13 protein-coding genes are annotated in these 14,061 nt (G+C 54.9%); 3 read left to right on the top strand and 10 right to left on the bottom strand.

Annotated features, from left to right (window positions below; genetic code table 11):
- Positions 1-219: 219 nt before the first annotated feature.
- Entirely contained in the window at positions 220-1,470 is a 1,251-nt protein-coding gene (locus SD961_RS03350) for a valine--pyruvate transaminase (protein ID WP_318788988.1), read from the top strand.
- A 48-nt stretch (positions 1,471-1,518) separates the two neighbouring features.
- Here the strand turns inward: SD961_RS03350 and ibpA are convergent, their stop codons facing one another.
- Positions 1,519-1,935 carry a small heat shock chaperone IbpA gene (gene ibpA / locus SD961_RS03345; protein WP_318788987.1) on the bottom strand — a complete coding sequence of 139 codons (417 nt, stop codon included), beginning with the start codon at positions 1,933-1,935 and terminating at the stop codon, positions 1,519-1,521.
- Positions 1,936-2,233: 298 nt separating this feature from the next.
- Between ibpA and SD961_RS03340 the strand changes: the two genes are divergently transcribed.
- Positions 2,234-2,611: a YceK/YidQ family lipoprotein gene (locus SD961_RS03340; protein ID WP_318788986.1), complete on the top strand. Its 378-nt coding sequence runs from the start codon at positions 2,234-2,236 to the stop codon at positions 2,609-2,611.
- Here SD961_RS03340 and SD961_RS03335 read toward each other — a convergent pair.
- The 8 genes from SD961_RS03335 to yidA all read right to left on the bottom strand — a co-directional run bounded on the left by SD961_RS03335 (position 2,608) and on the right by yidA (position 10,820).
- Positions 2,608-3,885, bottom strand: a complete 1,278-nt coding sequence (locus SD961_RS03335) for a DUF3748 domain-containing protein (RefSeq protein ID WP_318789386.1) — start codon at positions 3,883-3,885, stop codon at positions 2,608-2,610. The two genes, SD961_RS03340 and SD961_RS03335, sit on opposite strands and share 4 nt — an antisense overlap.
- Positions 3,886-3,924: 39 nt before the next feature.
- The gene (locus SD961_RS03330) at positions 3,925-4,866 is read right to left on the bottom strand and encodes a 2-hydroxyacid dehydrogenase (RefSeq protein ID WP_318788985.1); all 942 of its coding nucleotides are present in this window, start codon (positions 4,864-4,866) and stop codon (positions 3,925-3,927) included.
- Position 4,867: 1 nt separating this feature from the next.
- Positions 4,868-6,181 (bottom strand): MFS transporter, encoded by a 1,314-nt coding sequence (locus SD961_RS03325; protein WP_318788984.1) that lies wholly within the window; start codon positions 6,179-6,181, stop codon positions 4,868-4,870.
- A 262-nt stretch (positions 6,182-6,443) separates the two neighbouring features.
- On the bottom strand, positions 6,444-7,592 hold the full coding sequence (gene dgoD / locus SD961_RS03320) for a galactonate dehydratase (RefSeq protein WP_318788983.1): 1,149 nt from the start codon (positions 7,590-7,592) through the stop codon (positions 6,444-6,446).
- Positions 7,589-8,206 carry a 2-dehydro-3-deoxy-6-phosphogalactonate aldolase gene (locus SD961_RS03315; RefSeq protein ID WP_318788982.1) on the bottom strand — a complete coding sequence of 206 codons (618 nt, stop codon included), beginning with the start codon at positions 8,204-8,206 and terminating at the stop codon, positions 7,589-7,591. The genes dgoD and SD961_RS03315 overlap by 4 nt, the downstream gene beginning before the upstream one ends.
- Positions 8,190-9,071: a 2-dehydro-3-deoxygalactonokinase gene (locus SD961_RS03310; protein ID WP_318788981.1), complete on the bottom strand. Its 882-nt coding sequence runs from the start codon at positions 9,069-9,071 to the stop codon at positions 8,190-8,192. Before SD961_RS03310 ends, SD961_RS03315 begins: the two co-directional genes overlap by 17 nt.
- The gene (locus tag SD961_RS03305) at positions 9,068-9,763 is read right to left on the bottom strand and encodes a FadR/GntR family transcriptional regulator (protein WP_318788980.1); all 696 of its coding nucleotides are present in this window, start codon (positions 9,761-9,763) and stop codon (positions 9,068-9,070) included. Before SD961_RS03305 ends, SD961_RS03310 begins: the two co-directional genes overlap by 4 nt.
- Before the next feature lie 247 nt (positions 9,764-10,010).
- The gene (gene yidA / locus SD961_RS03300; RefSeq protein WP_318788979.1) at positions 10,011-10,820 is read right to left on the bottom strand and encodes a sugar-phosphatase; all 810 of its coding nucleotides are present in this window, start codon (positions 10,818-10,820) and stop codon (positions 10,011-10,013) included.
- 193 nt (positions 10,821-11,013) lie between these two features.
- On the opposite strand from yidA, the gene SD961_RS03295 reads away from it, so the two are divergent.
- Positions 11,014-11,595: a helix-turn-helix domain-containing protein gene (locus SD961_RS03295; protein WP_318788978.1), complete on the top strand. Its 582-nt coding sequence runs from the start codon at positions 11,014-11,016 to the stop codon at positions 11,593-11,595.
- Between the two features lie 57 nt (positions 11,596-11,652).
- On the opposite strand, the gene gyrB is transcribed toward SD961_RS03295, so the two are convergent.
- Entirely contained in the window at positions 11,653-14,061 is a 2,409-nt protein-coding gene (gene gyrB / locus SD961_RS03290) for a DNA topoisomerase (ATP-hydrolyzing) subunit B (RefSeq protein ID WP_318788977.1), read from the bottom strand.

The following is a 14,061-nucleotide window of genomic DNA, read 5'->3' as shown; positions in this document are numbered from 1 at the left end:
ACTATGTTTCATTTTAAAAATTAATAATGTTAAATACGCAGGTTAAATTTTAAAACCTTGTTAGCAAGGATGATGGGTTAATAGCTTGCCGCTGGCTTTGATCACTTCCGGCACTTCCTGACCTGTTGGCGCAGGAGGGGGGCGCAATCGGAGCATTGCACTCCGTCAGGGCTGACGTTAAGGTAAACCCCCACGAATTTAAAAAGTAGTTAACACGTTATGAGCTTTTCCGCCTTCGGTGACAAATTTACACAACACTCAGGCATAGCCCGTCTGATGGAAGATATGGGTGAAGGATTACGCACGCCGGGTGCGGTGATGCTGGGCGGCGGCAATCCCGCGCAGATCCCTGCGATGAACGACTACTTTCAGCAGCTGCTGCAGGAGATGCACGACCAGGGCAAGCTGGCTGAAGCGCTCTGTAACTATGACGGCCCGCGCGGTAAAACCACGCTGCTGGAATCGCTTTCCACACTGCTGCGTGAGCAGCTCGGCTGGCAGATTGGGCCGCAAAACATTGCCCTCACCAACGGCAGCCAGAGCGCGTTCTTCTACCTGTTTAATCTCTACGCCGGACGCCGTGCGGACGGCAGTAAAAAACGGGTACTGTTCCCGCTGGCACCGGAATATCTGGGCTATGCAGATGCGGGGCTGGATGAGGAGTTGTTTGTCTCCACTCGCCCAAATATTGAGATGCTGCCAGAGGGGCAGTTCAAATATCATGTCGATTTTGAACATCTGCAAATTACCGAAGAGACCGGGCTGATCTGCGTTTCCCGCCCGACCAATCCCACCGGTAACGTCATTACGGATGAAGAGCTGCTGAAGCTGGACGTACTGGCACAGCAGCATGAGATCCCGCTGCTGATTGATAATGCTTATGGTGTTCCCTTCCCTGGCATTATCTTCAGCAAGGCGCGTCCGCTGTGGAACCCGAACATCATTCTCTGCATGAGTCTGTCGAAACTCGGTCTGCCAGGTGCACGCTGCGGCATCATTATTGCCGATGAAAAGGTGATTTCCGCTGTCAGCAATATGAACGGCATTATCAGCCTGGCACCGGGCGGCATCGGGCCTGCTATCGCCCATGAGATGATCCAGCGCGGCGATCTGCTGCGGTTATCCGAAGAGGTGATCAAGCCATTCTATAAGGCGCGAGTTGAGCAGACAATTGTGGTCATTCGCCGCTATTTATCGGCAGATCGCTGCCTGATCCATAAACCGGAAGGGGCAATTTTCCTCTGGCTGTGGTTTAAAGACCTGCCAATCTCCACCGAAGTACTGTATCAACGGCTGAAAAAGCGTGGCGTGCTGATGGTACCGGGCCACTTCTTCTTCCCGGGGCTGGAGCAGGAGTGGCCCCATACGCACCAGTGCATGCGCATGAACTACGTGCCGGACAGCGACAAGATTGAGCGCGGCGTAGCGATACTCGCCGAAGAGATTGAGCGGGCGCACAGGGAAGGATAAAAACAAAAAGGGCCGCGCGATGCGGCCCTTTTCTCGTCTGAAGCGTAATTATTTCAGAATTTCAATCCGGCGAGGCTGATTAGCTTCAGGCACCACGCGCTCCAGATCGATATAGAGCAGGCCATTTTCTAATTTAGCGTCACGCACGTTGACGTGTTCCGCCAGCTGGAATTTACGTTCAAAATTACGCTCGGCAATCCCCTGGTACAGATAGGTGCGCTCCTGCTGTTCTTCAGGATGAGCACCACGAACGGTAAGCATGTTGTCATGGGCAGTAATATCCAGTTCGTTCTGCGCGAACCCTGCCACGGCAATGGTTATACGATATTTGTTTTCCGCCACCAGCTCCACATTATAGGGAGGGTAGCCGCCGTTACTCTGACCCTGGTTAGATTCCAGCAGGTTGATCAGACGGTCAAAACCAATAGAAGAACGGTAGAGTGGAGCCAGATCGAAGTTACGCATTTTACTACTCCTGATTATCAGCGAGTGAGAAGTCAGACCTTCCACAATGGACAGGCCGCAGGCCCTGAGCCGTACCCTGACGGCGTACGCTCTGTGACCTTGCTAGTAAAATGGTGACGCTGACGAGGCTTTCAAGGGCTAAAAACGCAAATTTTTTAACTCTTGCCTTGTGAATGTCATACACTCAGGGAAGCATTCGTCGGACCAGTGCAGGAATCGCCACAGAGCGATCGGGACATTCCCGGCATGCGACGATAACAATCAGGACGGCTTTGCCGTGACTGAAGGGATGATGACTATGATAGTAATGAACAAGTGTCGTTTTGCTGGCCTGCTGGCCTGCCTGTCACTTACTGGCACCGCCGGGTGTTCCAGCTTTATGACCCATTCCGGCCCTGAACAGGGCTACTATTCCGGCACGCGGGCTGGTGCCGCCGTGGTCGCAGACAGCGACAGCGGCTGGGTGATGCGCCCGCTGGCTGCGCTCGATTTGCCCTTTTCTGCGGTAGTGGACACGCTGTTCCTGCCATGGGACTACTACCGAAAAGGCAGTGACAGTACAGGCGACTCCCCACGGGAGCGGGTACTGCGCAGCGAGCAGCAAAATCACACTAACGAAAGCCTGGCCCAGGCCGCGCCGATGCCAGCCAGCCCTCCTTCCCGCCCCTCTCCTTAATCGGGCAGCGCATCGACGCTGACGATAAAGATTTGTTGCCAGCCCCCGACATTACGCAGATAAGCCACATGCAGACCGTCGGGAGAGCAGACCACCGCATCAGCCAGCGGCGCTTCGTTTGTCCTTGCGGTCAGTCGGCGCATTTTCCCTGTTGCCACTTCGCACAGCATCACGCTGTTATCGTTGATCAATGCCACCAGGCGCCCCGATGGATGCCAGCTGAATGCCGACTGGATATCGCTGGCTGAGCGGGTAATCTGATGCGGTTCACCGCCGGTTGGCGATACCGTCCAGAGCTGAACCACCCCGTTATCATCCTTCATCAGAAAGGCGATGGCCCGCCCGTCTGGCGAGCTGCGTAACCAGTGGCGCGGCGTTGTCGCCAGCCCCGGAAAAGCTCGCTGATGCGTATAGGTTAACCTGCGCTGCGCCACGCCTGCTGGCGGAGCGGGTAAGCGAGTTTCTGTTCCGGCAAGTGGCGCGTCGCCTTCCAGCGCGTAGTCTGCCATTTTCGCCGGCAGATCAACGAGAAACACCTCCGGCACCTTTTCGCCCTTTTCAGATAGCGTATCGCCAATAAAGGCCAGCGCCCAGCGCTGACGGTGGCCATCATGCCGCAGATATCCCTCTTTACCCACCCAGCCCTCTTCATAAGCGCGGTTGATCTCATCACTACCCGGCGTCGGGGCAGAGGTCGTCTGGCTGACCAGCACGCAGAAATGGCTGCCATCAACTTCGCGCGGGTGATGTTTAACCGGGCAGACAGCATGCAGAGGCACGGCGACGCCGACATTCCGCAGATCTTCTTTTACGTCCAGTTCATGCATCACATGATCGTTATAGGTGAAGCTCAGCCGGGAGCCGTCCGGGCTGAAAACATGAACATGGGAGCCGCCGCGCAGCGCGCCGGCGGTAAAAGGCGGGGTGATGTCGCAGGCGTCCAGATTTTCGGCATGACCGTGCTGAATAATCACGCCACGGCGATGATGAAAATCGTACTTCCACTGGCTGTCCGGATGTTCCGGTCCATGGATACAGACATAGCGGGGTGGCAAATCGGGGCTGGCGGTGACCACGCCAACATGGGCACCCTCTTTAGCCTGATAAAGCACTTCCGTTTGCCCGCTGAGGTTGACCCGCTCAACGGTCAGGCTGCTGAAGGTGGCTCCGTTGGGCCGCACGTCATAAACCAGCCACTGGCTGTCTGCGGTCCAGATATTGATATTGGTGAGTTGATGATTACGTGGATCAAATGTCAGCTGTGTTTCCATAATGCTTACCCCTGGCCGTTTCTACAGCTAAGGGTACTGCAATCAGCGGCATTCGGGTACTGGCGTCACCAGCGGCAAACCCGCAAAAAACGCTTCGACGTTATCCAGCACCAGCTGCGACATGGCCCGGCGCGTTGACCAGGTTGCGCTGGCCATATGCGGCGTGATCACCACGTTGGGCCGGTTACAGAGCGCTTCCGGCACATCTGGCTCCTGACTAAAGACATCCAGCCCTGCGCCACCCAGCGTTCCGGCATTGAGCGCAGCGATCAGCGCCTGCTCATCCACCAGGCTTCCGCGCCCGACGTTAATCAGGATACCTTCGCTGCCCAACGCCTCCAGTACTTCGCGGTTAATCAGATGCCGGTTACTGGCGGTGCCAGGGGCGCAGATCAACAGAAAATCGCAGCTTTCGGCCAGCGCCACGATATCAGGCTCGTAACGGTAGGCCAGGTTATCAAGCGGCCTGCGATTGCAGTACGCAACCGACATATTAAAAGCCTGCGCACGTTTAGCCGCAGCCAGCCCTATCCTTCCCAGCCCTACAATCCCCAGCGATGAACCTGACATTTTTCGTGTCCACGGATAGCTGCCCTGCGGCCATTTACCCTGCTGAATAAACGTCTGTGCGGCGGGGATCTGCCGGGACGTTGCCAGCATCAGGCCGAGCGCCAGATCGGCCACGTCCTCGGTCAGCACATCTGGCGTATGCGTCACGGTTACGCTCTGTTCCGTCGCAGCCTGCATATCCACCCCGTCGTAGCCCACGCCAAATACGGCGATCAGTGCCAGATTGGGCAGCGAGGCGATCAGTTCGCGGGTCACCACGGCTTCACCATTGGTCAGCAGTGCCCGAAAATCACCCGCCATGCCGCTGAAATCGCCTTCGGTGAGCGCATCGAGTTCTACAATCTCATAGCGGGCCTGCAACGCAGTGAGCAGAGGAGCAGGCAGCGCGGCCTGCTTCAGCACTTTCATTTTCATTTCAATTACCTGCATGAGGATGGGGTAACGTTTTCAACGCATCACGCGAGGGACGGGAGATGATGATTCCAATCACGCCTCCGAGGATCAGCGCCACGGCAACGATCAGCAGCCCGTAGTGATAGCTGTTCGTCATATCTTTGATTTTTCCCAGGAGAGGCGGTAAACCCAGCCCAACAAAGTTGGCGACGGTATTGATAAAAGCGATGGAGGCAGCTGCGGCCACCCCGGCCAGCTTTTCAGTCGTCACGGCCCAGAAGATCGGCGTCAGCGCAAAGTTGAAGCCTACGGTCAGCACCAGCAGAATGTAGGAGAGCACCAGGTTGCCGGACCAGATCGCCGCCGCCAGCGAGAGTCCGGATAAGATCAGCGGCAGGCCCAGGTGCCAGGAGCGCTCACCAGACTTATCAGAATGGCGACCATTCAGATACATAAACAGACAGGCCAGCACAAAGGGTACGGCAGAGAGCAGGCCGATCACGACGTTGCTCTGCTCCGCCGCCATACTCTTGATAATCAGCGGCATAAAAAGCGTGATGCCGATAGATCCAAACGCCTGCAGAAACCAAACCAGACTCAGCAACAGCACGGTTTTATCTTTTAACGCGCTCAGCCAGCTATGATTTTTGCCAATTTCCACGCCTGCGTTCTCCTGTTGCAGACGATCGCGCAGCCAGGATTTTTGTTCAGGACTTAACCAGGGTGCATGATCTGGCGTATCCGGCAGGCGCCATAATACCAGGCAACCCAGCACCACAGCGGGGATACCTTCCAGGCCAAACAGCCAGCGCCAGCCCGCCACATCCGCAATACCATGCATATTCAGGATAGCGCCGGAGACGGGCAAACCAATAATGGAGGCGGCTACCGATCCCATATAGAAGAAGGACATGGCGCGGGCGCGATTGCTCTTCGGGAACCAGCAGGAGATGTAGTAGATGATACCTGGCGCGAAGCCAGCTTCCGCCATGCCCAGCAAAAAGCGCATCACGTAGAGTTGGTTAGCGCTGTGCACAAACGCCATGCCGGTGCTGACAATGCCCCAGGTAATCATGATGCGGGCAATCCAGCGGCGTGCGCCAACCTTTGTCATGATAACGTTGCTGGGGATCTCAAACAGGATGTAAGAGATATAAAACATGCCGACGCCCAGGCCGTACATACTGGCAGAAAGCCCCAGGTCCGCATTCATCTGCAGCGCGGCAATCGAAATATTGGTTTTATCCAGGTTAGCGACAAAATAGCAGATGACGATAAACGGAATAATTTTGCTGTTTAACTGCTTTATTGTAGAGGTACAGAGATCGGTGTTCATAATAACAACCTTATGGGGCGTTACGGCCAGATTCAGGCAGCACGAAGCCAGCCCACGCCGTACGCAGGGATTTTAGGGTGTCTGTTTTATTATTACTGCTCTTGCTTTAACGAATTGCTTTAGCTGTCACCAAAGTTAATCTTCAAGTATTTGGCGCTGTAGCAAGGCAGCAAGAGAGTGAATCCCAATGAGCTTACTCAGGTAAGTGATTTGGGTGAACTCTCGCTGCTAACGCAGCTACAGCGTCAAAGACGCCGAAGATTTACCATTCTGCTACGGTGCCATCGCTAAACCGCCACAACGGATTGCGCCAATCCTGCACGCTCTGGCTCCGTTCGATCACCAATGCTTCGTTGATCTCCACACCCAGGCCGGGCTTGCTCAGCGGCGCAAAATGGCCGCCCTGCATGGCAAAGTCCTCTTTGTTCACCACATAATCCAGCAGCTCTGCGCCCCTGTTGTAGTGAATGCCCATGCTCTGCTCCTGGAATACTGCATTGCGTGAGACAAAATCCACGTGCAGGCAGGAGGCCAGCGCAATCGGCCCCAGCGGACAGTGCGGTGCCAGCGCTACATCATAAGCTTCGGCCATTGCGGCAATCTTGTAGCATTCGGTGATGCCCCCGGCGTGTGAGAGATCCGGCTGCAGGATAGCCAGCCCGCCCGCTTCCAGGACGCGCTTAAATTCAAAGCGGGAGTACATCCGTTCACCGGCCGCAATCGGGATGTGCGTTTGCGCCGCAAGACGGGGATAGTATTCCGCCTGCTCCGCCAGCACCGGCTCTTCAATAAACAGCGGGCGGTAAGGCTCCAGCTCTTTGATCAAAATCTTTGCCATCGGCGCACTGACGCGACCGTGGAAATCCAGGCCGAACTCAATCTCATTGCCGAAGGCTTCACGGATCTGCGCTACGGTGTTCACCGCCGCATCCACTCTGCGCGAGCTGTCGATAAGACCCATCTCTTCACAGCCGTTCAGCTTGAAGGTATCCACGCCGATTTCGCGCAGTTTCCTGATGCCCTCAATCACTTCCGCAGGGCGATCGCCCCCCACCCAGCTGTAAGCCTTAATACTGTCACGCACCAGACCGCCCAGCAGTTGCCAGACGGGCGCGCCCAGCACTTTACCCTTGATATCCCACAACGCCTGATCGATACCGGCGATAGCGCTCATCAGAATTGGCCCGCCGCGATAGAATCCGCCCCGGTACATGACCTGCCAGAGGTCATTGATCCGCGCAGGGTCCTGACCGATAAGGTAGTCTGAAAGTTCATGAACAGCAGCTTCCACACTTTTGGCCCGCCCTTCGATCACCGGCTCACCCCAGCCCACCACGCCTTCGTCCGTCTCTATCTTCAGAAACATCCAGCGCGGCGGCAGGCGATAAGTGGTCAGTTTTGTGATTTTCATTGTACGGCTTCCTTATAAGCGGCAACGAAAGCGCGTGCCTGTTCAACGGTGCGTGAAACGGGCTGTCCGGCACGGTAGAGATCGCTACCCAGACCAGCACCAATGCAGCCTGCGGCCAGAAACGCATGGAGATTTTCAGGGGTGACGCCGCCCACGGCAAACACCGGTACGTCCGCAGGCAGCACGGCTTTCAACGCCCTGATATAGTCAGGACCAAAGGCGGAGGCAGGAAAGATTTTCAGCGCCTGCGCGCCCGCTTTCAGCGCGGCAAACGCTTCAGAAGCCGTGGCGCATCCTGCTGCTACCGTCATCCCCTTTTCAACCGCGCGGCGGATCACCGCACTATCAATATTGGGCGTCACCACCAGCTGGCTGTTGATGGTTGCAAGCAGGTCAACCTGCTCAGGTTCCAGCACCGTACCCGCGCCAATCAGCGCTTTGTGACCAAACGTGGCGACCATGCTGGCGATACTTTTCTGCCACTCCGGGGAGTTAAGCGGGATCTCGATAGCCTCAAAGCCGGCATCAATCAGTGCAGCGACATGCTCTTCAGCTTCTTCAGGACGAATGCCGCGTAAGATAGCGATCAGCGGCAGCTTAGTGGACCAGTTCATTGACGATACTCCTGATTCCTTGCTGGAAGGCCCGATCGCCCTCCAGCAGTTGGGCGGACAGCCCGGTAAAAGCCATCGCTTTTTGGTAGCGGTCGGCCAGAGAATTACCTGCAATAAGGGTTAACGGAGCGTTATCCCCCTGGATAAACGTGCCTGCCATCTGCGCCACTTCATGGCCAATCAGCAGGCCAGAGAGGAACTCAGCGATCGTTTCACGCGGGCGGGTTCCTAACAGATGAGCGGCACGGACTTCAAATAACCGGCTCAAAATAGTGTGGTCATTTGCCCCGGTTTCCACTCCCTGATGAAAGGCGCCAGCATCCGCCTGCTGTTCAGGCAAACCGGCCCCTATCAGTGAATGCTTCATCAGGATATGGTGTAACTCTCCGGTCATCACGGTGCGAAAATCCACAATCTGGCCGTCTTCTTCACGCACCCATTTGCAGTGCGTACCCGGCATCACATAATGTGTGGCGGGAGCAAGCTTTACGGCACCCAACAGCTGGGTTTCTTCGCCGCGCATCACGTTATGGTTGTCGTCGTTATCAATACTGAGACCCGGCACGATCCAGGCACGGTTATCGACGCGGGTCAGGCGTGAGGCAACTTCATTAAGCGATACCGGGCAGGAGAGATAGGGAACGCTCATCCAGCCCGCATTGCTGCCTACCATGCCTGCCATTACCACAGGCAGCTCAGTGACCGGCCAGCCTTGCGTAACGGCAGTAAAAACTTCTGGTGGCGTTCTGCCCTCAAGCCGGGTAATGCCCGATTCAGAGCGACGCTCTTCCTGACAGATGCCTTCGCGGTAATACCAGGCGCGAAGATTGGTGGAACCCCAGTCGAGTGCGATATAACTTGTCACGTAATGTCCTTAAGTCTTCGGGTTGAGCTGGCTATCATCGTCAGCGCCGCCTGCTCCGCCTCGTCTGGCTTCTGGTGACGAATAGCGTCAAACAGCGCTTTATGCTCCTGTAATGTCGCGGGCATATTGCCGCTGTCGGGCATATAGGTGCGTTCAAACACGGCCCGCTGCAAAGAGCTGATCGCCACGCTGAGCTGCTGGAGCACCGGGTTGTGCACAGACGCCAGCACCGCCTCGTGATAGCGAATATCAGCCTGGTTAAACGCATCGCGATCATTGTGGTGCGTAACCATGTCGTTCAGTGCCGCTTCAATCTTCGCTAAATCGCTGGAGGCAGCGCGTTCTGCAGACCAGCGGGCGATTTGCGGCTCCACCAGGTTACGTACCTCGCTCATGGCGGCAATCAGCCGTGGGTCCTGGTCATGCTTCAGGGACCACTGCAGCACATCACTGTCCAGAAAATTCCACTGACTCCGCTGCGTGACAAACGCGCCACGGTAACGCTTCATCTCCACCAGCCGCTTTGCTATCAACGACCGGAACACTTCACGGATGATATTTCGCGAGGTGCTGAACTGCTCACAGAGCTCGGCCTCTGCCGGGAGCGAACCTCCGGGAGCGTACTTACCTGAGACAATTTCTTCGCCCAGAGTCAGCGTGATGCGATCCGTTTTGCTGAGTTCGTCTTTCATGATGTTCCATGCAGTTGAGTTAACGTCCCTGGTACTTTACCGCCGCCCGCAAGGGGATCGCACTACAAAGATGTTTGGATATTGTTAACCAGTAGCTGCATTGTAGTACCTTGAAGGTAGGTTGTACTACAATCCAGATCACAAAACAGACAATCGTCTCAGAGGATGTTTTCTCTTCAGCAAGGCTTAAAAGGAGATAAAACTGAGGAGGGCTGCCCCGGTTTAGCCAGGGCAGTAAGACAAGCAGTTACAGCGCAAACTTCTCTATAGCGTGCGCCACGCCATCTTCCATATTGGTTTTGGTAACAAACTGCGCTATCGCTTTTACCGACTCTATGGCGTTACCCATGGCCACGCCGGTTCCTGCAAATTCCAGCATCGCCAGATCGTTCTCCTGGTCACCAATCGCCATCACTTCCTCGCGGGAAAGTCCCAGCTTATCGGCCAGCGCCTTAACGCCGGCGCCTTTGTTGACCTGCTTGTTCAGAATTTCCAGATAATAGGGGGAACTTTTCATAATGGTATAGCGATCGCGGGCCTCCTGCGGCAGACGCGCAATAGCCTTATCCAGCGCTTCGGGCGGATCGATCATCATCACTTTTGGAAAGGTCATGGCAGGGTCCATCTCTTCAACGGCACGGTAATGCAGGGGAATGCCGGTCAGGTAAGATTCATGGACGGTGTAGGGGCTGATATCTTTGTTCGCGGTGAACAGCTGGGATTTGGTCAGCGCCTGGAAATGAACGCCAAGCTCCCGCGCCAGCTTTTCAAAATAGAGATAGTCATCATGCGTCAGCGTCACTTCTGCCACGCAGTCGCCGGTCGCGGCTTTCTGTACCAGTGCACCATTATTGGTGATGCAGTACTGCCCCTCCAGCTGTAAATCCAGCTCCATCAGATAACGCTGCACGCCGATAAAGGGGCGCCCCGTTGCCAGAACAATCGCTACTCCTTTCTCGCGCGCGGCGTTGATCGCCTGCTTCACGCCTGGGGTAACTTCATGTTGCGGATTCAGCAGGGTGCCGTCCATATCAATCGCAATCAATTTTATTGCCATAACGTCCTCGTCAGCTCAGGGTTTATTCTCATGCTAGCGCGATTCAGCTCACATTGACCAGCGCGATGCACACTCGCTGCCGTTAACAGAAAAAATTACATATTAAATTGGCACTAAAAATGGCTGTTTTACGTGTGTAGAGTTTAACCAGTTGTGACAGAATCAGGTTGCGAGACATTCAAGGAGGAAACATATGAATATTGTCATCGTGAGTAAAGACAGCTTTTTCATTTCAGGAGTGATCGGCTTAATTCAGGAGGCCTGGTCGCCGGGTATCGACAGCCCGGTGTTTCTGATAGCAGACGAGCATAGGTTATTACTGGTGCCCGATATTATTATCACCGATGTATGCAAATTGACCGCTATTTCTCTTCACCCAAAACTGTCAGGTCCAGCTCGGGATAAGGATAATGTGAGGGAGCGTTACGTCTCCCTCTTTCTGGCGGCGCAGTGCCCTGACGAATTAAGATCCTGCTCGCAACATCTGATTCGGCTTAAAAAGAGGGGCTCTGCTGAGAAGCTCCAGAAGCTGATCAGACGTTTAAACACCCCCAGTTATGCCAAAGAAAAACATAATGCCGTTGTATTGAGCAGGCAGCAGGCAATGGTGGTGAAATATACCCGTCTTGGCCTCTCTCTCACCGACATCTCCAGGGTCACCAATCTGAGCATAAAAACCATCAGTACCCATAAGCGCGCCATAATGCGCAAGCTGGACATAAAAAATAACAGTGATTTTTACCGTTACGCGCTGGTGAATTTTACTCCGCGCTGAAAAAAAGCATAAAAAAAGGCAGATCCGGAGATCTGCCTTTTTCATTGCCCGCTGTTATCAGATATCGATGTTGGCTGCCCGCAGCGCATTCTCTTCGATAAATGCACGTCGTGGCTCTACCGCATCGCCCATCAGCGTGGTGAACAGCTGATCAGCCGCAATGGCATCTTTAACCGTTACGCGCAGCATACGGCGGCTGTCCGGATCCATGGTGGTTTCCCACAGCTGCTCCGGGTTCATTTCGCCCAGGCCTTTATAACGCTGTACAGAGAGACCACGGCGCGACTCTTTCACCAGCCAGTCCATCGCCTGCTCAAAGCTTTCAATCGGCAGGCGACGTTCGCCACGTTCGATATAGGCATCCTCTTCAATCAGGCCACGAAGCTTTTCACCCAGTGCACAAAGCTTGCGATACTCGCCGCCGGTCACGAATTCGGTATCCAGCGCATAGTCAGTATCTACGCCATGAGTGCGGATACGAACGATCGGCTCAAAGATATGGAGTTCCAGATTTTCTCGTACCAGCCCGGAGTAAGAGCTACCGTGCTGCTCTTTCTCGTTCAGCATCGCTACCAGACCGTCAGTCCAGCTCTGCACCGGCGCCTGTACCGCAAGATCGCTCAGCGTTGAGTGATAGATCAACGAGTTAAGCAGGGCTACCGGATAACGGCGCTCCATACGTTTGATCATCTTACGGGTGCTGTTGAACTCCGCCACCAGGTTTTCCAGCGGTTCGCCAGCCAGGGCTGGCGCTTCTGCGTTGGCATGCAGCGTGGCACCGTCCAGCGCAATGGCGATCTGGTACTGATCCATCGCGTCATCATCTTTGATGTACTGCTCCTGCTTGCCTTTCTTCACTTTGTAGAGCGGCGGCTGAGCAATATAGACATGACCACGCTCAATGATTTCCGGCATCTGACGATAGAAGAAAGTCAGTAACAGCGTACGGATGTGCGAACCATCGACGTCCGCATCGGTCATGATGATGATGCTGTGATAACGCAGCTTGTCCGGGTTGTATTCGTCACGGCCAATGCCGCAGCCCAGCGCGGTAATCAGCGTGGCGACTTCCTGCGAAGCGAGCATCTTGTCGAAACGCGCTTTTTCCACGTTAAGGATTTTACCCTTCAACGGCAGGATGGCCTGATTTTTACGGTTACGTCCCTGCTTGGCTGAACCGCCTGCGGAGTCACCCTCCACCAGGTAGATTTCAGACAGCGCCGGATCACGCTCCTGGCAGTCCGCCAGTTTGCCCGGCAGGCCTGCCAGATCCAGCGCGCCTTTACGGCGGGTCATTTCACGGGCGCGACGAGCCGCTTCACGGGCGCGGGCCGCATCGATGATTTTACCGACGACAATCTTCGCATCACCCGGATTTTCCAGCAGATATTCTGCCAGCAGTTCGTTCATCTGCTGTTCAACCGCCGTCTTCACTTCAGAAGAAACCAGTTTATCTTTGGTCTGCGAAGAGAATTTCGGGTCCGGTACCTTCACGGAGACCACCGCGATCAGGCCTTCACGGGCGTCATCACCGGTGGCGCTGACTTTGGCTTTTTTGCTGTAGCCTTCTTTATCCATATAGGCATTCAGGGTACGCGTCATCGCGGTACGGAAACCAACCAGGTGCGTGCCGCCATCGCGCTGCGGAATGTTGTTGGTAAAGCAGTAGATGTTTTCCTGGAAACCATCGTTCCACTGCAAAGCCACTTCCACGCCAATACCATCTTTTTCCGTTGAGAAGTAGAAGACATTAGGGTGAATAGGCGTTTTATTTTTGTTCAGATACTCTACGAACGCCTTAATACCGCCTTCGTAGTGATAGTGATCGTTTTTGCCGTCGCGCTTGTCTTCCAGCTTGATAGAGACGCCGGAATTAAGGAACGAAAGCTCACGCAGACGCTTGGCCAGGATTTCATATTCGAAATCGGTGACATTGGTAAAGGTCTGATGGCTTGGCCAGAAACGCACGCGCGTTCCGGTCAGGTCCGTTTCACCGGTCACGCTCAGAGGAGCCTGAGGCACGCCGTGCACGTAAATCTGCTGGTGAACTTTACCTTCACGGCGGATGGTCAGCTCCAGTTTTTCCGACAGGGCATTCACCACGGATACACCTACGCCATGCAGGCCGCCAGAGACTTTATAGGAGTTATCATCGAACTTACCGCCTGCGTGCAGCACGGTCATGATCACTTCCGCAGCAGAGATACCCTCTTCTTCATGGATGCCGGTAGGAATACCACGGCCATCATCCTGCACGGAAACAGAGTTATCCGCATGAATCGTAACCAGAATATCTTTACAGTGACCGGCGAGTGCTTCGTCGATGGCGTTATCCACGACCTCGAATACCATGTGGTGCAGACCGGTGCCGTCATCCGTATCGCCGATATACATACCAGGGCGCTTGCGTACTGCATCAAGCCCTTTCAGAACTTTGATACTTGAGGAGTCATAAGAATTCGACAT

The sequence above is a fragment of the Erwinia sp. MMLR14_017 genome, from assembly GCF_033657285.1.
Taxonomy (GTDB): domain Bacteria; phylum Pseudomonadota; class Gammaproteobacteria; order Enterobacterales; family Enterobacteriaceae; genus Erwinia.
This window is presented reverse-complemented; position numbering and strand designations above follow the sequence as displayed.

Bases quoted from the DNA above. Each gene is read 5' to 3' on its own strand.
- SD961_RS03350 (WP_318788988.1), top strand. From the start codon at position 220: ATGAGCTTTTCCGCCTTCGGTGACAAATTTACACAACACTCAGGCATA.
- ibpA (WP_318788987.1), bottom strand. From the start codon at position 1,935: ATGCGTAACTTCGATCTGGCTCCACTCTACCGTTCTTCTATTGGTTTT.
- SD961_RS03340 (WP_318788986.1), top strand. From the start codon at position 2,234: ATGATAGTAATGAACAAGTGTCGTTTTGCTGGCCTGCTGGCCTGCCTG.
- SD961_RS03330 (WP_318788985.1), bottom strand. From the start codon at position 4,866: ATGAAAATGAAAGTGCTGAAGCAGGCCGCGCTGCCTGCTCCTCTGCTC.
- SD961_RS03325 (WP_318788984.1), bottom strand. From the start codon at position 6,181: ATGAACACCGATCTCTGTACCTCTACAATAAAGCAGTTAAACAGCAAA.
- dgoD (WP_318788983.1), bottom strand. From the start codon at position 7,592: ATGAAAATCACAAAACTGACCACTTATCGCCTGCCGCCGCGCTGGATG.
- SD961_RS03315 (WP_318788982.1), bottom strand. From the start codon at position 8,206: ATGAACTGGTCCACTAAGCTGCCGCTGATCGCTATCTTACGCGGCATT.
- SD961_RS03305 (WP_318788980.1), bottom strand. From the start codon at position 9,763: ATGAAAGACGAACTCAGCAAAACGGATCGCATCACGCTGACTCTGGGC.
- yidA (WP_318788979.1), bottom strand. From the start codon at position 10,820: ATGGCAATAAAATTGATTGCGATTGATATGGACGGCACCCTGCTGAAT.
- SD961_RS03295 (WP_318788978.1), top strand. From the start codon at position 11,014: ATGAATATTGTCATCGTGAGTAAAGACAGCTTTTTCATTTCAGGAGTG.
- gyrB (WP_318788977.1), bottom strand. From the start codon at position 14,061: ATGTCGAATTCTTATGACTCCTCAAGTATCAAAGTTCTGAAAGGGCTT.